Here is a 20,925-nt window from a genome sequence, read left to right on the forward strand (position 1 = left end):
CGAAACCCACCCCGGGGCCAATTCCCAGGGCTCGGTTCGCCTCCGGGGGCGCTCTGAGCCCCTGTCGGCTCACTCGCCGGCGGACGTGCGCAGCCCGGACGTATCGGCACCTCGGGAGGCGGACGTGGGCACCCGGGACGTCACCGGCACCGGCCGGGACGGCCTCACGGCGACGTCGTCCGCACCGGGTTCCCCGGTGTTTCCTCCCCGCCCTCGCTCGTCGCCAGCCAGCCGCCCACTCCCACCGCCGCGACGAGCAGCACCGCCGCCGCCCCCAGGGTGATCCGCCGTTTACGCACCGCGCCCGCCTTGTTGCGCGCCGAGCCCGGTCGGCGCTGGCCCGGTGTGCGCGGGGCGCGGGCGGTGCCGCGGGCGCCGCCTGCCAGCTCGTCGGGGGCGGGGACGCGCATGCTCGTGTGCGTGTCCCGGTTGCCGTCCGGCGCCGCGCCCGGTACCAGCGGGACCGCGCCCCGGCGGCGCGGCTCCTCCGGCGCGGGCGAGCCGGGCGCCTCGGGCTGCTGCTCGGTGGGCTCCGTCTCCGGTTCGTCCACCTCCAGCGGCGGGATCCCGGCCAGCGTCGGCAGCAGCTCCCGCAGCCGCGCCGCCAGCTCGGAGGCGCGCAGCCGGGAGGCCGGGGCCTTGGCCAGGCACTGGAGGAGGAGCTGCCACAGCTCCTCGGGGATGCCGGGCAGGGGCACCACGGACTCGGTGACGTGCCGGCGCAGTACGGCTCCGGGGTGGCCGCCGCCGAACGGGGTGAACCCGGCGAGCAGCTCGTACAGAACCGTGGCCAGCGCGTAGATGTCGACGGCCGCGCGCGGCGGCAGCCCCTCGACGATCTCCGGCGCGAGGTAGTCGGGCGTGCCGATGATCCTGGTGGCCTTGGTGCGCCGGGGGGTGTCGATCAGCTTGGCCACGCCGAAGTCGGTGAGCAGCGCGGGGTGCGCGCCGCCGGGGCCGAGCGGGCCCTCCATGTCGAGCAGGATGTTCTCGGGCTTGACGTCGCGGTGCACGACGCCGGCCGCGTGCGCGGCCGCGAGGCCGTCGGCGACGTCGGCGATGATCGCGACGGCCGCCTCGGGGGCGAGCCGGCGCTCACGGTCGAGCCGGGTCCGCAGGTCCGTGCCGCGGACCAGTTCCATGACGAGTGCCAGGTCGTTGCCGTCCACGACCAGGTCCCGGACGCCGACCACCCGGGGGTGGTCGAGCCCCAGCAGGGCGGTGCGCTCCTGGACGAACCGGCCGACCAGTTCCTGGTCCGACGCGAGGTCCTCGCGCAACAGCTTGATGGCGACCGGGCCCTCGGGTCCCTCGCCGAGCCACACCGTGCCGGCGCTGCCCCGCCCCAGGATCTGATGGGCGGTGTACCGGCTGCCGATATTCCGTGCCAAGACTGCTCCCTCAGCGGCTGGCGTTGCCCATCAACGTACGTGGGTGACGGGGTGTTCCGTGCCCAGGTTGGCACCGCCCCTCACATACGCGGGGTGAAAGTGATGATCCGGGGCCGTCCCGGACCGGGACGGACCGTCCGCGAACGGATGCCCGTGACGGACGGGGCCGACGGGAGCGACAGGCCCGGGCGGAGAGACCGGTCCGGCCGCCCGGCCGGACAGTCCGGGCCGGCTGCTCCGGACCGGCCGAAGCGTGCCGCGGGTCGGACCGGGCGGGTCGGAGCGGGGCGGCTGAAGCGGCCCGGCCGGCCGGTGGGTCCGTCCGGCCCCCTGATGCCTGCTTCCGCCCCCGGCCCGGGCAGGCCCGGACCCGCCTCGCTCCCTGTTCGTCTACAAGTTGCTCCCCGCGTCCGTCAACTGCGAGATCCATTCCGTCACCGTGGAGATCGCGTCGCCGATCGCGTCCCAGTAGCCCTTGCCCTGCGCGACCCAGTCCTGGAGCGGGGTGAGCTCCCAGATCAGCCAGCCCGCGATGACGAGCAGGATGATCGTGAACAGGCATCCCTTGAGGCAGCCGAGGCCCGGGATCCGCATCGGGTTCGCGCTGCGCTGCCGGGGCGGGCGCGGTTCGCGCGGCGGGCGTGGTTCACGTGCCGGGCGCGGCTCCGGCCGCTGGGGCTGGGGTGGGGCGTACTGCTGTTGCTGCGGAGGCGCGTACTGCTGCGGGGGCGGCGCGGCGTACTGCTGCGGCGGAGGCGCGTAGCGCTGCTGCGGCTGCTGCTGCCGGGGTCCGGCGGGCGGCTGGGGGGCGGGCTGCCGCTGCGGACGGCGCCGCAGCGGGTCCTCGCTCGGGTCGAGGTACTGCACCTGCGTCTGCTCGTTGCGGTCCCGGACGCCCTGGAGCTGGGACTGCCAGGGGTGGTTGGGGTCCCCGGGACCCTGCGGACCGTCCTGGCCCGGCGGTACGGGCGGCATGACCGCGGTCGGATCGGCGCCCTGCCCCGGGGTGCCGGGGCCACCGGGCCCGCCCGTGGCGGGCAGGACGCTGGTCGCCGCGCTCGGGTCGTACGAGCCGGCGCCCGCGCCCGTCGGCAGGACCTGCGTCGGGTCGGCGGCTCCCGGCGCGCCGGGGGCGTCCGGTACGGGCGCGGGGGCCGGGTCGGGCGCGAGGAGCGCGGCCACGCCCAGCGCCGCGTCGACCTGGGCGGGCGTGGAGTGCACTCCCACCCCGTCGGCGACGGTCCGCAGGGCGCGGGCCAGGTTCTCGGCGCTCGGCCGCTCGTCCGGGTTCTTGCGCAGGCACCGCTCGATGACCGTCCACAGCGGCTCGGGCACGGTGGAGGGGCGGCGGGGCTCCTCGCTGAGGTGGCGCTGGAGCACTTCGAGGGCGGTCGAGCCGGCGAACGGCGGCCGTCCCGTGACCAGTTCGTAGAGCAGGATGCCCGCGCCGTAGATGTCGACGGCGGAGGTCTGCGGGCGGCCCTCGGCGGACTCCGGTGCCACGTAGGCGGGCGTCCCGACGAACTCGTGGGTACGGGTCAGGCCGGGGGAGTCGGCGAGGCGCGCGATGCCGAAGTCGGTGAGCATCGGGTGCAGTTGCTCACCGTCGGTCCGCAACAGCACGTTGGCGGGCTTGAGATCGCGGTGGACGACGCCGTCGGCGTGGCTGGCGGCCAGCGCGTCCGCGATCTGGGCGGTCAGCAGGGCCGCGGCGACCGGGCCGAACGGGCCGTTCTCGCGCAGGTAGCGGTGCAGGTCCGGACCGTCGACCAGGTCCATGACGAGCGCGAGCAGATCACCCTCGACGACCAGGTCGCGGGTGCGGACGATATTGGGGTGGGTGAGGCGGAGCAGGACGGAGCGCTCCCGCAGGAAGCGCATCACCACGTCCGGGTCGTTCGCCAGCTCCTCCTTGAGGACCTTGATCGCTACGGTCTCGCCGGGCCGGCCCGCCACGGCCGCCTCGGCTCCCGCGGTCTCGCGCTGGCTGGCGCGCCAGACGGTGCCCGTGGCGCCGCGTCCGAGCGGCTCGTCGAGCAGGTACTTGCTGCCTACCGGCCGCACGTCATGCGCTCCCTGCTGATCGGGGATCTTCTCGTCGTCCCGGGTGCCGGGTCTCCGGCCCACTGTAAACCGGCCGGGACCGGGGTGGTGGCGACGCGGGCCGACGGCTGCCGCCCCGGCACGTGTCCGCCACGGTTCCTCTGCCGTCCCTCATCGTTCCTCCGTCGGTTTCGCCCTCCGTCACACCTCGGTCCGGCCGGTTCCCGGCCGTTCCCGGCCATTCCTGGATGAGCGCGGTTCAAAAAACCGCCCGATGAACATTGACAAAAACCGACAAACACCTGCAATGCATTGCCGAACACCGCACGGTTCGGTCGTCTTCCGACGGGGGTCCGATCGCAATCGGATCACGCTTGGACGGCTCCCGGGCGCCGTTGGCAGGAAAGACGTCTCCGCTGTACGGATGGTTGCCGGTCTGCCCTCTTGTGGAGCGCCCGAGGACATCACAGATGATCCAAAACAGCACTGAAGCCTCGCCCAAGCAGGCACTTTTGCGCCAACAGCGGACCATTCAAGATCACTTGTAGCTGGTCGCCGGGCGTGTTGTCAGTGGCAGGTGCGAAGATGCCCCCAGCACGTGGGGTGTGGAGCGGGGGGACCGCGCCCCGTCCGTGCCGACAAGTACCGGGCGACGCGTCCGTGCGTGGTGGGGGGCATCACAGAGCATGGCCCCCGCTGGGCACCCCGCGCAGAAGGGACCGCTGACGGCGATGCAGATCCGGCTGACCGTCCTCGCGCCGCGCAGCGGCCATGCCGGCACGCGCGCGTGCGACGTGCTCGTCACCGCCCCCGCCGGGACGGCGCTCGCCGCTGTCGCCTCCGGCCTCGCCACGGCCGCCGCCGGGCCCGACGCCTCCGGCGGGGTGGTGCTGTACTCGGGCCGTGAGCGGCTCGACGCCCAGCGGTGCGCCCTCGGCGAGCCCCCGCTGATCGACGGCGCGGTGCTCTCCCTCCAGGTGGCCGGCGAGGACGACGTGCCCGTCGACGACGTGCCGGCCCAGCTCCACGTGGTCGCGGGCCCGGACGCGGGCGGGGTGCACCTGCTGCACGGCGGGCGGGTCAGGATCGGCCGGTCCGCCGACGCCGACGTGCCGCTGGACGATCCGGACGTGTCACGGCTGCACTGCGCGGTGACGGTCGGCGACGACGGCCGCGTCTCCGTGGCGGACCTCGGCTCCACGAACGGGACGACCCTGGAGGGTGCCCGGGTCGGTGAGCGGCCGGTCCGGCTCGCCCCCGGCGCGCTGCTGCGGCTCGGGGAGTCCGCGCTGCGCCTGACGACCGGTGGCCGGCGGCCCGCGCTCCCCACCACGCCGGACGGCGAGGGCCATCTGCGCGTCACGCGTCCCGGCCCGGACGGCTCCGCCGGACCGGACGGCGCGGGGCAGGCCGCGTACGGGACCACGGCCGGAGCCACCGGCCCCGGCGACCCCGTAGCGCCTGGGACGAGCCCCGCCCCGGGCGACGAGGCCGGGCCCTTCGGGCCGGCCGGCCCGAAGGGCGCGACGGGCCGTACGGACGCCCCGCGACGCTCAGGATCCCCGTCCCCGGGGCATGGCCCCGATCACGGCCACGGCCCCCGGCGGGACCACGGGCAGGACGGCTACGGGTACGGGCAGGACTCCGCCGACATGGCACAGGCCTCCCGGACCGCCCACGGCGGCGCCGGTCCCCGGGCGGCCGGCCCGCCGTACGGGGGCTCCGGCACCGACACCCCTACGGTGAGCGTGCGGCACTCGGGCGCGGGCGGCTCCGGCCCGGCCCGGAATCAGGGCCGGATTCAGAGCCAGGGCCAGGGCGAGGGCCGCACGCTCCAGGCCTACGGCCCCAGGCCCTCCAGCCCGATCCCCGGCCGGTCGCCAGGAGCGCAGTACGGCGGCCCGCGCTACGGCAGCCCGCCGGGCGCCCCGCGCGTGCCCGACCCGCGCGGCTCCGACCCGCACACGCACGTGGGCCGTGCGGACGGCGCGGACGGCACCCGGTGGCAGGTGGACGGCGCGCCGGGGGCCGACGGTCCCCGCGCCCACAGCCGTACGGCCGACGCTCCCGCCCCGGGTCTGCCCGGCCCCCGCGCGTCCGACCCGCACGCGTCCCGTACGTCGGGCTCCCATGTGCCCGGACAGCCGACGGCCGGCGACGGCGCTCCCGACTCCCGTACGCCGGACTCCGGCACGTCCGACGCCCGTACGCCCTCCGGCTCCCGTACCGACGTCCGTACGCCCGACGCCCGTACGCCCGGGTCACGGCGGCAGGGCACGCCCGCCCGTGGCACCGAAGTCCCCGCCGCCGTCGCCGCGGAAGCCTCCGGGCGGCGCAGGAGCGGCGGCATAGGCGCCTGGGCCCGGCGGCTGGCCGGCGGGCGCGACGGGGAGACGACACGGTCCGTCCCCGGCCCCCGCGGCGCCGACGGTGCCACCGGCACCGCCCACCGCGCGGACACCTGGCCCGACCCGGCGGAGGTGCTGCTCACCGCGCTCGGCCCCGGCACCCGCCTGTGGGAGCGCGACAGCGACCACCCCGAGGCGCTCGTCGCCCGGCTGGGCACGGCCGACCGCCCCGTCGGCGGCGGCCCGGAGGGAAAGGGCCCGCTGCCCGCCGTGCCGGTCACCGTCGGTTTCCGGGAGGCCGGTTCGCTCGGTCTGGCGGGGCCCAGGGAACGGCTCACGGGGCTCGCCCGGTGGACCGTGGCCCAGCTCGCCGCGCTGCACTCGCCCGCCGACCTGGAGATCGTGCTGATCGGCGCGGACCGGACGCGCGGCGTGGAGGCCAGGTGCCAGGACTGGGGCTGGCTGGGCTGGCTGCCGCACGTACGGCCCGCCCACGGCCAGGACTGCCGGCTGCTGCTCGCCTACGACCGGGACCAGGCCGCCGCCAGGACCGGCGAGCTGACGCGCCGCCTCGACACCGGCCCGCTCGGTCCGAGCTGGGCGTCCGCCGGTCCGGAGGAGATCGCCGAGGCCGCCGCCCGCCACGACGGGCCGCGCACGCTGGTGATCGTGGACGGCGACCCCGGCACGGCCGCGCTGCGCGAGGCGACGGCGCGGCTGGCCGCGGCCGGATCCGCCGCCGGGATCCATCTCCTCTGCCTCGCCGAGACTCCTGCGGCCTCGCCGTCCTCGCCGGTCGCGGCGACCTACGAGGAGGCCTGCGCGGCCTCGCTGCCCTTCCGTGAGTGCGGGGCCGTGGCGCTGCTGAGCGGCGACGTGGCCACGGCGCTGCGGCTGTTGCGCACGGCGGTGGGCCGGCCCGCGGGCCATGGCACGGTCGCCGTCGTGGACGCGGTGTCCCTGGCCTGGGCGGACCGTTTCGGACGGGCGCTGGCGCCGCTGCGCGCGTCCGTCGGCGGCGTCCGGGGCAGACCCGCCGCCGCGCTGCCCCGGACGGCCCGGCTGCTCGACGAGCTGGGCCTGGCGCGGGCGACCCCCGCTTCGCTGATGGCCCGCTGGGCGTCCGCGGCCGACGGGGCCGGCGACTGCACGGCCGTCCTCGGTGCCGGGCCGCACGGCCCGGTGGGGGTCGACCTGACGGAGGAGGGCCCGCATCTGCTGATCGAGGGCCCGACGGGCAGCGGCCGTACGGAACTGCTGCGGTCCGTCGCCGCCTCCCTGGCCGCCGCCGCCCGGCCGGACCGGCTGGCGCTGCTGCTGGTCGACGGTGCCGGGGGCGAACGCGGCGAGGGGCTGGCCGCCGCCACCGAACTGCCGCATGTGACGGACCACCTCGTCGCCTCCGACCCGGTCAGGATGCGCGCCTTCGCCCAGGCCCTGGGGGCCGAGCTGAAGCGGCGCGCCGAGTTGCTGGGGCGACTGGACTTCGCCGAGTGGCACGCCCGGCGGGAGGCGGCGGAGCGCATGTCCGGCCGGCGTCCGCCGAGCGTCACGAGCGCCGAGGGACAGCGGCCTCCCCGGCGGACCGAACCGTACACACCCGAGCCGCGTACGACCGAGCAGCGCGCGGCCGAGCAGCGCGCGGCCGAGCAGCGCGCGGCCGAGCAGCGCGCGGCCGAGCAGCGTGCGGCCGAGCAGCGCGCGGCCGAGCAGCGTGCGGCCGAGCAGCGTGCGGCCGCTTCGCGTACAGCCGAGTCGTTCACGCCGGAGTCGCGCACCGCCGATCCGCGCACCGCCGATCCGCGCACATTCGATCCGCGCCCAGCCGAATCACGTACAGCCGGTCCACGCACAGCCGAATCCCGCGCAGCCGATCCGTACATCGCCGAGTCCCGTACGAACGCCGCCGCTGCCATGGACCGGCCGCGCGCCGGCCACGCTCCCGACCCGCGGTCCGGCTTCGCCCCCCGCTCCGACCTCGACTCCCAGACCCGGGGCACGCTCCGGCTGCGGACCACACCGGCCCGGGCGGACCGGACCGGTTCCGGTGTCCCGCAGCCCGGTGCCCCGCAGCCCGGTGCGTCACGGGAGGGCGCGGGCCAGGCCCGTACGGACCGGACCGGCCGCGCGGACCAGGGCCGGGGCCGCTCCGAGCAGCGTCCCGAGCCGTACCCCCGGTCCGGTGCCGAGTACCGCCCCGAAGCGCGCGCCGAGGGCTCCGGGCGACCGGCGCCCTCCGTCGAGCCCGCCGCCGAACCCGCCGCCGAAGCCGCGGCCCTGCCCCGGCTCGTCGTGCTCGTCGACGACTTCGACGCCCTGGTCGCACCCGCGCTCGGCAGCCCCGGCCGGCCCGCGGCCGGTTCCGTCGTCCGGGCGCTGGAGGCCGTGGCCCGCGACGGCGAGCGGCTCGGCGTGCACCTGGTGGCGACCTCGGCCCGCCCGGACCGTACGGTCGACACGGAACTGGCCCAGAGCGCGCGACTGCGGATCGTGCTGGACATACCCCCGGTCGCGCCCGCGCCGGACGAACCGGCCCCGGGGCGGGGCCGGCTGGGCCATCCCGACGGCCGGGTCACCCCCTTCCAGGGCGGCCGGGTCACCGGCCGCATCCCGCGCACGGCGACGCTGCGGCCCACGGTCGTGGTGCTGGAGTGGGAGCGGATGGGCGACCCGCCGGCCCGCCGACCGGTCAGGGAGCTCGGCAACGGCCCGACGGATCTCGCCCTGCTCGCCAGCGCGCTGGAACGGGCGGCGCGTTCGGTCGAGGCCGTCCCGGTCGCCCCACTGACCTCGGTCCACCTCTGAGAGGCCCCTGGTCCCGCCGATAACACCCCCGGTCAGGACGTATATCCCCGGGCCACATCACGAGCCCATCACGATCAACGACTTGTGGCCCGGAGCGGTATTGCGGCCCCCGGCCCCCCGGCGTAGGACTGTGCCACGGGACGGGAGCAGCGCCGCTACGTCGACGGCCGCGCGGCCGGTCCCGCATGCGTAGATCCGTACGCACACGGGAGAGAACGGGACAGTGATGCGCACAACTCGCGGAGCAGACGCACCTTTGGGTGCCGGCGGAACCGCCGCGCCTGACATACGCACGCACGGCGCACCTCGCGGGTCCGGCCGGTCCGGCCGGTCCGGCACCCGACGGGCCGCCGTGGCCCTCGCCGCCACCGCCGCCCTCGCGCTCTCCGGCTGCGGCGGCGGCTCGGACGACGACAAGGGGGCGAAGGGCTCGGGCGACGGCGCCGAGAAGCCCGCGGTCACGGTCCAGCTGCCCAAGCTGACGGGCGAGACCGTGCAGGTCGCGGCCGTCTGGACCGGTCCGGAACAGGCCAACTTCACCAAGGTCCTCGACGAGTTCGAGAAGCGCACGGGCGCGAAGGTCACCTTCGTCCCCGCCCAGGACCCGATCGTCAACTTCCTCGGTACGAAGATCGCCGGGGGCAGCCCGCCCGATGTGGCGATGCTGCCGCAGGTGGGCGCGATCCAGCAGGCCGTGGCGAAGAAGTGGGCCAAGCCCGCGGGCGCCGAGGCCAAGGCCCAGCTCACCAAGAACTACAGCAAGGGCTGGCAGGACCTGGGCGCGGTCGACGGCACGCAGTACGGCGTGTACTTCAAGGCCGCCAACAAGTCCCTGGTCTGGTACAACACCGCCGCGTTCGACAACGCGGGCGCGTCGGTTCCGAAGACCTGGCAGGAGTTCCTGTCGACCGCCGAGACGATCTCCGCCTCGGGGGTCACCCCCGTCTCGGTCGGCGGCGCGGACGGCTGGACCCTCACCGACTGGTTCGAGAACATCTACCTCTCCCAGGCGGGTCCGGAGAAGTACGACCAGCTCGCCCGGCACGAGATCAAGTGGACCGACCCCTCCGTGAAGGAGGCGCTCACCACACTCGGCCAGCTCTTCGGCAAGCCGAACCTGATCGCCGGCGGCGCGGACGGCGCGCTCCAGACGGAGTTCCCCGCGTCCGTCACCCAGACGTTCACCGGCGGCGACCAGCCGAAGGGGGCGATGGTCTTCGAAGGGGACTTCGTCGGCGTCAACATCGCGGAGACCGACGCGAAGATAGGTGAGGACGCGAAGGTCTTCCCCTTCCCGGCGGTGGGTGCCGACTCGCCGGTCGTGACGGGCGGCGACGCGGCCGTGGCGCTGAAGGACACCAAGGGCGCGCAGGCGCTGCTGACGTTCCTGGCCTCCACGGACGCGGCTCACATCTGGGCCGAGGCGGGCGGCTTCGTCTCGCCGAACAAGTCCCTGGACACCGCCGCGTACCCGAACGACGTCCAGCGCGACATCGCCAAGGCGCTGATCGCCGCGGGCGACGACTTCCGCTTCGACATGTCGGACCAGATGCCGCAGTCGTTCGGCGGCACGCCCGGCAAGGGTGAGTGGAAGGCGCTCCAGGACTTCCTGAAGAACCCGAAGGACGTGGCGGGCGCCCAGCGGCAGCTGGAGTCGGCCGCGGCCAAGGCGTACCAGAGCTGACGGCGATGAAATCGACGGCCACGGGGGGCGCCGCCGCGCCGGTGCCCCCCGCCCCCGCCCCCGCTCCGGACCGGGACACGCCCCCGAACGCGCGCAAGAGCGTGACGGGTACGCGGAAACTGATCGCCGCCGGCTTCCTGCTGCCCGCCCTGGTGCTGCTGGGCGCGCTCGTGGTCTACCCGATCGGGTACTCGGTCTACCGGTCCTTCTTCGACAAGTCGGGGGACTCCTTCGCCGGGCTCGGCAACTACGTCGAGATCTTCACCGACGACACCATCCTCACGGCGGTGCGGAACAACGCGATCTGGGTCGTGGTGGCGCCCACCGTCGCCACCGCGCTCGGCCTGATCTTCGCCGTCCTCACCGAACGGGTCCGCTGGGGCACGGCGTTCAAGCTGGTCGTCTTCATGCCCATGGCGATCTCGATGCTCGCCGCGGGCATCATCTTCCGCCTGGTGTACGAGCAGGACCCGAACCGGGGCGTCGCCAACGCGGTCTGGGTGGGCGTGCACGACACGTTCAACGAGTCGGCCGGCTTCCCCAAGGCCCGTCCCCTGCCGGTGCATCCGCTGAAACCGGGCGGCGGCGGCTCGTTCGTCACCAAGGAGCCCGTACGCGCGGGCACACCGGCCCAGTTGCCGCTGGTGGGCGTCGCTCCGGCGAAGATGCCGTCGGACGCGCGGCCGGCCGCCGCGGCGAAGCCGGCCGACGGCGAGGTCACGGGCACGGCCTGGCTGGACTTCACCCGGGGCGGCGGCGGCAGACCCAATGTCGTCGACCCCGAGGAACTGGGCCTCAAGGGCATCAAGGTGGAGGCCGTCAAGGACGGCAAGGTGGTGGCCTCGGCGACCGCGGCGGCCGACGGAACGTTCAGCCTGCCGGCGGCGGCCGACGGGGCACAGCTGCGGCTGCCTGCGACGAACTTCCGGGAGCCGTACAACGGCGTGGACTGGCTCGGCCCGACGTTCGTCACCCCCGCCATCATCGGCAGTTACGTGTGGATGTGGGCCGGCTTCGCGATGGTGCTGATCGCGGCCGGTCTGGCGGGTGTGCCGCGCGAGCTCATGGAAGCCGCCCGGGTGGACGGTGCCAACGAGTGGCAGGTCTTCCGCCGGGTGACCGTTCCCCTGCTGGCGCCGGTGCTCGCGGTCGTGATGGTCACGCTGATGATCAATGTGCTCAAGATCTTCGACCTGGTCTTCATCATCGCGCCGGGCTCGTCCCAGGACGACGCGAACGTGCTGGCGCTCCAGCTCTACCGCTCGTCGTTCGGCACGGACGCGGACCTGGGGGTCGGCAGCGCGATCGCCGTCCTGCTGCTCCTGCTGGTGATCCCGGTGATGTTGTTCAACGTGCGGCGCATGCGAAGGGAGACCCGCCGATGAGCACGGACGTGTACGACGGTGGGGTCCCGGCGGGATCCGGGAAGGGCGGCGCGGACGCCTCGACGGGTGACGCGTCCTCGAAGGGAACGGCGTCCGCGCCGGGGGCCGGGCCGGGAGCCGGACCGGGGGCCCGGCCGTCCCTCGGCAGCCGTCTCGTGGCGAGCGCGAGCGGCGGGGCGCTGCGGATCTTCCTGATCCTGGTCGCGCTGTTCTGGCTGATGCCGACGATCGGCCTGCTGCTGTCCTCGCTGCGCGACTCCTCCGACATCGCGGCGAGCGGCTGGTGGGAGATCTTCATCGCGCCCGCCCAGCTCACCACGGAGAACTACGCGCGGCTCCTGGACAACGAGGTCATCACCGGCTCCCTGCTCTCCTCGGTCACGATCACCGTCCCGGCGACGGTCCTGGTCGTGGTGATCGGCTCGCTCGCCGGTTACGCCTTCGCCTGGATGGACTTCCCCGGCCGCGACTGGTGGTTCCTGGTGGTGGTGGGGCTGCTGGTGGTGCCGGTGCAGGTGGCGCTGGTGCCGGTGTCGAAGCTGTTCGGTGCCATCGGCATCTTCGAGACGACCTTCGGCGTGGTCCTCTTCCACGTCGCCTTCGGCCTGCCCTTCGCGATCTTCCTGCTGCGGAACTTCTTCGCGGAGATCCCGAGGGAGCTGCTGGAGGCGGCGCGGCTCGACGGCGCGGGCGAGATCCGGCTGTTCACGCGGGTGGTGCTGCCGCTCGGCGGACCCGCGATCGCCTCGCTGGGGATCTTCCAGTTCCTGTGGGTCTGGAACGACATGCTGGTCGCGCTGATCTTCGCGGACTCCAAGAGCCCGCCGATCACCGTGGCGCTCCAGCAGCAGGTGCGGCAGTTCGGCAACAACATCGACGTCATGGCGCCGGGCGCCTTCGTGTCGATGGTGATTCCCCTGGTCGTGTTCTTCGCGTTCCAGCGCCAGTTCGTGACGGGAGTGATGGCGGGAGCCGTCAAGTAGCGCCGCGCCACGGACGCGCGAAGGGGGCCGGCCCACGGGACTGATGTCCACGGGCCGGCCCTCTCTCCGTACTCAATCGCGCGTGAGCGCCGCGACGGCCGAGGCCGCCAGATCGTCCAGGTACCCCTGGGGCAGGCCGGACCGCACCACCACCAGCCGCCAGTAGAGCGGACCGATCATCAGGTCCAGCGCCCGGTCCGCGTCCGTGTCCGCGGGCAACTCCCCCCGCTCGACCGCCTCGCGGACGATCACCGCGGCGATGCCCCGCTGCCCGTCCAGCAGCGCCGCCTTGATCGCCTCGGAGATCTCCGGCTGCCGGGCCGCCTCCACCAGCAGGTCCGGGATGACCTGCGAGGCCACCGGGTGACGCAGCGCGTGCGCGGCCACCTCGAGCAGGGCGCGCACATCGCCGTACAGCGAACCGGTGGCGGGGGCGGGCAGCCCCTGCGCGGCGAAGGCGGAGACCAGGTCGAGTACGAGCGCCAGCTTGGACTTCCAGCGCCGGTAGACGGCGGTCTTGCCGACCCCGGCCCGGCGCGCGATGCCCTCGATGGACATCCGGGCGAAGCCGACCGCGGCCAGTTCCTCGAAGACGGCGGCCCGGATGGCGTCGGTCACGTCCTCCCGGAGAACGGCCGCCCCGGCGGGGGTACGGCGCGGGGTGCGTGAACCCGGCGTACGGGAGCCGCCCGGCGTGCGGGAAGCGCCGGGCGTGCGGGAATCGCCGGGCGTGCGCTTGCGCGACGCCTCGTTCGTACGGGCCCCCCGCGCGCCTCCGGCTCCGGCTCCCGTCCCAGGCGCGGCGGGCGCGGCGGGCGCGGCCGTCTCGCGGTCGGTGCCGCGCACGTTGTCACGCGAGTTCTCGCCGTCAGTGCTCATCGCCCCGAGCATAGCGGACATCCACGTGACGACGAGACGGTTGCGTTGCGACGCTCTGCGTCCTACCTTTGGCGTTGCGACGATACGGAGCCGTCCCGTCGTCGAGCCGCTCCCGCCCCCTCCGCGAAAGCGATCCGCCGTGAGCCAGACAGCCGCACCGTCCCCACCGTCCTCAGCGCCCCCACCGGCTTCCAAGGCCCCGGAGACCGTCACCGGGCCCGCCGCCACCGAGGACCTGAGCGCCCTCGCCGCTCGGCACGGACTCACCGTGAGCGGCGCCCGCCCCTCGGTGCCCGCCTATGTCCGCCGGCTCTGGTCGCGGCGTCACTTCATCACCGCGTTCGCCACCGCTCGGCTGACCGCCCAGTACAGCCAGGCGAAGCTGGGCCAGGTCTGGCAGCTGATGACCCCGCTGCTGAACGCGACGGTCTACTACTTCATCTTCGGCCTGCTCCTGGACACAAAGAACGGCGTGCCGGACTTCGTGCCGTTCCTGGTCACGGGCGTCTTCATCTGGACGTACACCTCCAACTCGGTCACCGCGGGCACCCGCGCGATCTCCGGCAACCTCGGCCTCGTCCGGGCGCTGCACTTCCCGCGCGCCGCACTGCCCATCGCCCTGGCCCTGCAACAGCTCCAGCAACTGCTGTTCTCGATGGGCGCGCTGGTGGTGATCCTGTTCTGCTTCGGCGTACATCCGGAGTTCAGCTGGCTGCTCGCCCTGCCCGCCCTGGCCCTCCAGTCGCTGTTCAACACCGGGCTGTCGATGGTCTTCGCCCGGCTGGCCGCGAAGACCCCGGACATCTCCCAGCTGATGCCGTTCGTCCTGCGTACCTGGATGTACGTGTCGGGCGTCATGTGGAGCCTCGACAAGCTCGCGGGCAGCGACCGGCTGCCGCACGCGGTGGTCACGGCCCTCCAGTACAACCCGGCCGCCGTCTACATCGACCTGATGCGCTTCGCGCTCATCGACAGCTTCACCGGCGCCCAGCTCCCGCCGCACGTCTGGGCGGTCGCGCTCGGCTGGGCGGTGCTCGTCGGGGTCGGCGGGTTCCTGTTCTTCTGGAAGGCGGAGGAGGAGTACGGACGTGGCTGAGCACAGGACGGACAGCACCGAACGCGGGACGGACACGACTGGGCGCGGTACGGACACGGCCGAACGCACGGGCACGGCCGATCCCGTCCCCACCGTCGTCGTCGACGGTGTCCACATCACCTACACCGTCCATGGCTCCCGGGGCGGCAAGGGCAGCGCCACCTCCGCGCTCAGCCGGATCGTCTCGCGGCGGCGCGCCGTCCCCGGGGCGCGCCGGGTGCACGCGGTACGCGGCGTGAGCTTCGCCGCGTACAAGGGCGAGGCGATCGGACTGATCGGCTCCAACGGCTCCGGCAAGTCGACTCTTCTCAAGGCGATCGCGGGGCTCCTGCCCCCGACGGAGGGCAAGGTCTTCACCCGGGGCCAGCCCTCGCTCCTCGGTGTCAACGCGGCCCTGATGAACGACCTGACCGGTGAGCGCAACGTCATCCTGGGCGGACTGGCGACGGGCATGACGCGGGAGCAGGTCCGCGACCGCTACGCGGAGATCGTCGACTTCTCCGGCATCAACGAGAAGGGGGACTTCATCACGCTGCCGATGCGGACGTACTCCTCCGGTATGGCCGCCCGGCTGCGCTTCTCGATCGCGGCCGCCAAGAGCCATGACGTCCTGCTGATCGACGAGGCGCTGTCCACCGGTGACGCGAGGTTCCAGCGCCGCAGCAAGGAACGGATCGCCGCGCTGCGCGAGGAGGCCGGCACCGTCTTCCTCGTCAGCCACAGCAACAAGTCGATCCTCGAGACCTGTGACCGGGCGCTGTGGCTGGAGTCGGGCACGCTGCGGATGGACGGCCCGGCGCGGGAGGTCGTCGCCGCGTACGAGCGCTTCACGGGCGGCAGGAAGAAGTAGCGCCCCGGCACCGACCGCGCGAGGGCGTCCGAAGGGAGTGGGAGGGGCGGCCGGCTCACCGTACGAGCCGGCCGCCCCTCCCTCGTCCGCCGCCGGTCAGCGGTGCGTGCGCAGCAGCGTCCGCATCGTGCGCATCGCCACCGACAGGTTCGCCAGGTCGAACGAGTCCGAGCCCTGGATCTCCTCCAGCGTGGCCCGCGAACGGCCCAGGATCGCCGCGTTCTTCCGCTCCCACGCCGCGAACCGCTCCTCCGGCGTCGCGTTCCCGTCGCCCACGGTCAGGACGTCCGAGGTCAGCCCGGCGTGCGCCGCGTACAGGTCCTCCCGGATCGAGGCCCGGGCCATCGACTGCCAGCGGTCGGCGCGCGGCAGCTCGATGATCCGGTCCATCAGCTTGCTGATCCTCAGCCGGTCACCGAGGTCGTAGTACACCTCGGCGACGGACAGCGGGTCCGCCCCCGTACGGTCCGCGATGGCGACGATGTCCAGCGCCGGGAAGACGGACGAGAACCCGGCCACCCGCGTGGCGAGCTCCTCCGGGACGCCCGCCTCCGTCAGCTCCGCCCGGATCCGCTCGTACCACTCGAGCTCGGGGCCGCGCAGCAGCGTGGGCAGCTTGTCCCAGACCCGCTCCACGCCCGCCGAGAAGAACTCGATGGTCTCCGCGATCTGCAGCGGCTGCGGCCTGTTGCCGAGGAGCCAGCGCGTGCCGCGCTCGACCAGCCGGCGCGAGTGCAGCCTGATCCTGGTCTGGACGTCGGCCGGGACCCGGTTGTCCAGCGCCTCCACCGCGTCCCAGACGGCACCCAGACCGAAGATCTCCCGGCCCACGGTCTGCGCCCGGACGATCTCCTCGACCGACGCTCCGGTCTCCTCGCGCAGCCGGTGCAGGAAGGTCGTACCGCCCGTGTTCACCGTGTCGTTGACCAGGACCGTCGTCACGATCTCGCGGCGCAGCGCGTGCTGGTCGATCCGCTCGGGGTACTGCTCCCGCAGCTCCTCGGGGAAGTACGCGTGCAGCAGCTTGCGCAGGTAGGGGTCGTCGGGGAGGTCCGTGCCGATCAGCTCGTCCGCCACCGTGATCTTGGTGTACGCGAACAGGACGGCCAGCTCGGGCTGCGAGAGGCCCTTCCCCGCGTTCAGCAGCTCGCGGATCTGCCGGTCGGTCGGCAGGAACTCCAGTCCCCGGTCCAGGTGGCCGTCCCGCTCCAGCCTGCGCATGAAGCGCTGGTGCGCGTGGAGGAGCGAGGGTGCCTGGGAGACGGCGTTGGCGAGCGCGGTGTTCTGCGCGTAGTTGTTGCGCAGGACCAGCCGGCCGACCTCGTCGGTCATCCGGGCGAGCAGCTTGTTGCGCTGCTTGACCGTCAGATCGCCCTCCGTGACCAGGCCGTTGAGCAGGATCTTGATGTTCACCTCGTGGTCGGAGGTGTCCACGCCGGCGCTGTTGTCGATGGCGTCGGTGTTCACCTTGCCGCCGGAGCCGCCGGCCCCGCGCCGGGCGAACTCGATCCGGCCGAGCTGGGTCAGCCCCAGGTTGCCGCCCTCGCCGACGACCTTGGCGCGCAGGTCCTCGCCGTTGACGCGGATCGCGTCGTTGGCCTTGTCGCCGACGTCGGCGTGCGTCTCCGTGGACGCCTTGACGTACGTACCGATCCCGCCGTTCCACAGCAGGTCCACCGGCGCCTGGAGGATGGCCTTCATCAGCTCCGCCGGCGTCAGCTTGGTGACGCCCGCCGGAATGCCGAGCGCCTGGCGCACCTGCGCGTTGACCGGGATGGACTTGGCGGTACGGGGGTGGATGCCGCCGCCCTGCGAGAGCAGCGAGGTGTCGTAGTCGGCCCAGGAGGAACGCGGCAGCGCGAACATGCGGCGCCGCTCGGCGTACGAGGTGGCCGCGTCCGGGCGCGGGTCGAGGAAGATGTGCCGGTGGTCGAAGGCCGCGACCAGCCGGATGTGCTCGGAGAGCAGCATGCCGTTGCCGAACACGTCACCGGACATGTCGCCCACGCCGACGACCGTGAAGTCCTGGGTCTGGGTGTCGTGGCCCAGCTCCCTGAAGTGCCGCTTGACGGACTCCCAGGCGCCCCGGGCCGTGATGCCCATGCCCTTGTGGTCGTAGCCGGCGCTGCCGCCGGAGGCGAAGGCGTCGCCCAGCCAGAAGCCGTAACCGACCGCGACCTCGTTGGCGATGTCGGAGAAGCTCGCGGTGCCCTTGTCGGCCGCGACGACCAGGTACGTGTCGTCCTCGTCGTGCCGCACCACGTCGGCGGGCGGCACGACCTCGCCCCCGACCATGTTGTCGGTGATGTCGAGCAGCGCCGAGATGAACATCTTGTACGCGGCGATGCCCTCGGCGAGCCAGGCGTCCCGGTCGGCGGCCGGGTCGGGCAGTTGCTTGGCGACGAAGCCGCCCTTGGCGCCGACCGGCACGATCACGGTGTTCTTCACCATCTGTGCCTTGACCAGGCCGAGGATCTCCGTACGGAAGTCCTCCCGCCGGTCCGACCAGCGCAGGCCGCCGCGGGCGACCTTGCCGAACCGCAGGTGGACGCCCTCCACCCGCGGGGAGTACACCCAGATCTCGTACGCGGGCCGGGGCGCGGGCAGATCGGGGATGGCCTGCGGGTCGAACTTCATCGACACGTAGCCGTGGTGCTCGCCGCTGCCCGCCCGCTGGAAGAAGTTGGTGCGCAGGGTGGCCTTGATGAGGGTGAGGAACGACCGCAGGATCCGGTCCTCGTCCAGGCTCGCGACCTGGTCCAGGGCCCCGTCCAGCTCCTCCAGCATGGCCTCGGTCAGCTCCGTGCCGGCGCGCTGCCGGCCCGGCGACATCCTGGCCTCGAACAGCGAGACCAGCAGCCGGGTGGTGTGGACGTTGTTCCGGAGGGTGTCCTCCATGTAGTCCTGGCTGAACGTCGAGCCGGACTGGCGCAGGTACTTGGCGTACGCGCGCAGCACCATCGCCTGGCGCCAGGTCAGCCCGGCGCGCAGGACGAGGGAGTTGAAGCCGTCGTTCTCCGCGGCCCCGGTCCAGACGGCGGTGAACGCATCCTGGAAGCGCTCGCGGTCGTCGTCCGTCAGGTAGTCGCCCCCGGACGACCCGCTGCCGGGGGGCATCCGCAGCCCGAAGTCGTAGATCCAGGCGTGCGTACGGTCCGAGCAGCGCAGTTCGTACGGACGCTCGTCGACGACCTCGACGCCGAGGCGCTGGAGCACGGGCAGCACGGCGGACAGCGAGACCTGCTCGCCCGTGCGGTAGATCTTGAAGCGGCGCACGCCGGGACCGGCGTCGACCGGCTCGTACAGGGAGAGCGAGAAGTCCTCGCCCTCCTCGTTGAGCTTCTCCAGGTGGGCGAGGTCGGCGACCGCCGCGCGCGGGGAGTGGTCCGCCTTGTACCCCTCGGGGAAGGCGTTGCCGTAGCGGCGCAGCAGTTCGGCGGCCCGCTCCTCACCGCATTCGGCGTTCAGCGCCTCGCCGAAGGCGTCGGCCCAGGAGCGCGCGGCCGCCACCAGCCGGGCCTCGATGCGGTCCGCGTCGGCGTCCGTGAGCGTGGCCAGCTCGGTGCCACGCGGTACCCGGATCACGAAGTGGAGCCGGGAGAGAATCGATTCTGTGTTCCAGGCGGTGAAGTCGACGCTCGTGCCGCCGAGTTCCTCCTTGAGGATGTCGACCAGCCGCAGCCGGACCGCGGTCGTGTAGCGGTCGCGCGGCAGGTAGACGAGGGCGGAGTAGTAGCGCCCGTACTCGTCCTGGCGCAGGTAGAGCCGCAGCCTGCGGCGCTCCTGGAGGTAGAGCACGCTGGTGGCGATCGAGCGGAGCCGGTCGACGGGCGTCTGGAACAGCTCGTCGCGCGGGTAGGTCTCCAGGATCTGGAGCAGGTCGCGGCCGTCGTGGCTGTTGGGCGAGAAGCCCGCGCCCTCCAGCACCTCGGCGACCTTGCGCCGGATGACCGGCACCCGGCGGACGGACTCGGTGTACGCGGCCGAGGAGAACAGCCCGAGGAACCGCCGTTCCCCGACGACGTTGCCCTTCTCGTCGAACTTCTTCACCCCGACGTAGTCGAGGTAGCTGGGCCGGTGGACGGTGGCGCGGCTGTTGGCCTTGGTGAGGATGAGGAGCTTGTGCTCCCGGGCCTTGGCGCGGGCGTCGGCGGGCAGCCGGCTGAACGACGGGCTGACCGGGTGGTCCTCGTCCTCGTCGTGCTTGGGGTCGGAGCGCAGGACGCCGAGGCCGGTGCCGGGCACGGCGGCCAGCACATCGCCGTCCGTCAGCTCGTACTCGCGGTAACCGAGGAAGGTGAAGTGGTCCGCCGCGAGCCAGCGCAGCAGTTCGCGGGCCTCGTAGACCTCCTGCTCGCGCAGGTCGTCGGCGATCGGCTCGGCGGGCAGCTCGTCGGCGATGCGCAGCGCCGCCCCGCGCATCTTCTCCCAGTCCTCGACGGTCTCGCGGACGTCGGACAGGACGCGCAGCAGGTCGGAGGTCATCTGCTGGAGATCGCCGCGGTCGCTCTCGCGGTCGATCTCGACATGGATCCAGGACTCGGTGAGCGCGTCGTGCGGACGCGGCGGGGCCCCGTCCGCGCCGTTCCCCTTGTCGCTGTCGGCCTTGGCCCTCTTGCCGCCCTTGCCGGCCTTGCCGCCTTTGCCGTCCCCGCCGGCCTCACCCGTGCGCACGGCCTCGCCGGTGCGCCGGGCCTCGCCGCCGGGAAGCACCTCGATCAGCTTGCCCGTGACGTCCCGGCGCACGACGACCTGCGGGTGGATCACGACATGGATGCCCCGGCCCTGGCGGGAGAGCTCATTGGTGACGGAGTCCACGAGGAACGGCATGTCGTCGGTGACGACCTCGACCACCGTGTGGCTGCACGTCCAGCCGTTCTCCTCGACGGTCGGGGTGTGCACCCGGACGTTCGCCGTGCCCTGCGGGCGGTGCGCCGCCAGCCGGTGATGGGACTGCGCCGCACCGAAGACGTCCACGGGGTCGCGGCCGACCAGGTCCTCGGGGGCGGTGTGCAGGTAGTAGCGCTGGAGGTACGCCAGAAGGGTGTCGGTGTCCTGACCGGGCGCGCCGCCCGTGTGGCCGGAACCGGCGGGCCCGGCCGTGGCGGCCCGGTCCGCCCGAGAGACTCCCCCTGGTCCCCCGGTTCCCCCCACAGGACTGTTCTCAGCGACCCGGGCCGCCTGTTCGAGCAGCTCGGCCTTGGCTTCGTCCAGCTTGGTCTGCATGTCCTCTGGCTCCTGTCGCGCGCCATTGCGTGACGTAGGTGAAGGAAGCGACACAACGCCACGACGCGGGTTCTCCGCTCGGATTCGACGTTAGGCCGCGATGAGCGATTCCCGGGGCCTTATTGGCCAATTTTGACAGCCTGCCCAGGTCATGGCCCCGTATTTCCGGCCGTCGGGGTCCCGGAACGCCGGACCGGTCGACGAGGGCCGAAGAGACGGGTCCATGGGGATCAGC

At 73.3% G+C, this 20,925-nt stretch carries 10 protein-coding genes; 6 read left to right on the forward strand and 4 right to left on the reverse strand.

Annotation, left to right across the window (positions count from 1 at the left end):
• Positions 1-164: 164 nt before the first annotated feature.
• Both IG02_RS0118820 and IG02_RS0118825 read right to left on the reverse strand, forming a co-directional pair.
• Positions 165-1,391 carry a serine/threonine-protein kinase gene (locus IG02_RS0118820; RefSeq protein WP_030749008.1) on the reverse strand — a complete coding sequence of 409 codons (1,227 nt, stop codon included), beginning with the start codon at positions 1,389-1,391 and terminating at the stop codon, positions 165-167.
• Between the two features lie 390 nt (positions 1,392-1,781).
• On the reverse strand, positions 1,782-3,455 hold the full coding sequence (locus tag IG02_RS0118825; RefSeq protein WP_030749011.1) for a serine/threonine-protein kinase: 1,674 nt from the start codon (positions 3,453-3,455) through the stop codon (positions 1,782-1,784).
• 710 nt (positions 3,456-4,165) lie between these two features.
• On the opposite strand from IG02_RS0118825, the gene IG02_RS36615 reads away from it, so the two are divergent.
• From IG02_RS36615 to IG02_RS0118845, 4 genes are all read left to right on the forward strand, one after another.
• The gene (locus IG02_RS36615; RefSeq protein WP_051765271.1) at positions 4,166-8,587 is read left to right on the forward strand and encodes an FtsK/SpoIIIE domain-containing protein; all 4,422 of its coding nucleotides are present in this window, start codon (positions 4,166-4,168) and stop codon (positions 8,585-8,587) included.
• 226 nt (positions 8,588-8,813) lie between these two features.
• Positions 8,814-10,271, forward strand: coding sequence for an ABC transporter substrate-binding protein (locus IG02_RS0118835; protein WP_078854593.1), 1,458 nt, complete (start codon positions 8,814-8,816; stop codon positions 10,269-10,271).
• A gap of 5 nt (positions 10,272-10,276) precedes the next feature.
• Positions 10,277-11,656 carry a carbohydrate ABC transporter permease gene (locus IG02_RS0118840; protein ID WP_030749019.1) on the forward strand — a complete coding sequence of 460 codons (1,380 nt, stop codon included), beginning with the start codon at positions 10,277-10,279 and terminating at the stop codon, positions 11,654-11,656.
• Entirely contained in the window at positions 11,653-12,639 is a 987-nt protein-coding gene (locus IG02_RS0118845) for a carbohydrate ABC transporter permease (protein WP_078854594.1), read from the forward strand. The genes IG02_RS0118840 and IG02_RS0118845 overlap by 4 nt, the downstream gene beginning before the upstream one ends.
• Positions 12,640-12,711: 72 nt before the next feature.
• Here IG02_RS0118845 and IG02_RS0118850 read toward each other — a convergent pair whose 3' ends face one another.
• Positions 12,712-13,485 carry a TetR/AcrR family transcriptional regulator gene (locus IG02_RS0118850; RefSeq protein WP_234314816.1) on the reverse strand — a complete coding sequence of 258 codons (774 nt, stop codon included), beginning with the start codon at positions 13,483-13,485 and terminating at the stop codon, positions 12,712-12,714.
• Positions 13,486-13,657: 172 nt separating this feature from the next.
• Here IG02_RS0118850 and IG02_RS0118855 point away from each other — a divergent pair, with 172 nt between their 5' ends.
• Both IG02_RS0118855 and IG02_RS0118860 read left to right on the forward strand, forming a co-directional pair.
• Positions 13,658-14,614: an ABC transporter permease gene (locus tag IG02_RS0118855; RefSeq protein ID WP_030749026.1), complete on the forward strand. Its 957-nt coding sequence runs from the start codon at positions 13,658-13,660 to the stop codon at positions 14,612-14,614.
• Positions 14,615-14,729: 115 nt separating this feature from the next.
• Complete coding sequence (locus IG02_RS0118860; RefSeq protein WP_051765311.1) at positions 14,730-15,464, forward strand: ABC transporter ATP-binding protein; 735 nt, start codon at positions 14,730-14,732, stop codon at positions 15,462-15,464.
• A gap of 96 nt (positions 15,465-15,560) precedes the next feature.
• On the opposite strand, the gene IG02_RS0118865 is transcribed toward IG02_RS0118860, so the two are convergent.
• A complete protein-coding gene (locus IG02_RS0118865; protein ID WP_030749032.1) occupies positions 15,561-20,690 on the reverse strand; it encodes an NAD-glutamate dehydrogenase in 5,130 nt (1,709 codons plus the stop codon).
• Positions 20,691-20,925 lie beyond the last annotated feature (235 nt).

Source organism: Streptomyces sp. NRRL F-5135 (assembly GCF_000719775.1).
Lineage (GTDB): Bacteria > Actinomycetota > Actinomycetes > Streptomycetales > Streptomycetaceae > Streptomyces > Streptomyces hebeiensis.

Coding starts and splice junctions, on each gene's coding strand:
- IG02_RS36615 (WP_051765271.1), top strand. CDS start 4,166: ATGCAGATCCGGCTGACCGTCCTCGCGCCGCGCAGCGGCCATGCCGGC.
- IG02_RS0118835 (WP_078854593.1), top strand. CDS start 8,814: ATGCGCACAACTCGCGGAGCAGACGCACCTTTGGGTGCCGGCGGAACC.
- IG02_RS0118840 (WP_030749019.1), top strand. CDS start 10,277: ATGAAATCGACGGCCACGGGGGGCGCCGCCGCGCCGGTGCCCCCCGCC.
- IG02_RS0118845 (WP_078854594.1), top strand. CDS start 11,653: ATGAGCACGGACGTGTACGACGGTGGGGTCCCGGCGGGATCCGGGAAG.
- IG02_RS0118865 (WP_030749032.1), bottom strand. CDS start 20,690: ATGCAGACCAAGCTGGACGAAGCCAAGGCCGAGCTGCTCGAACAGGCG.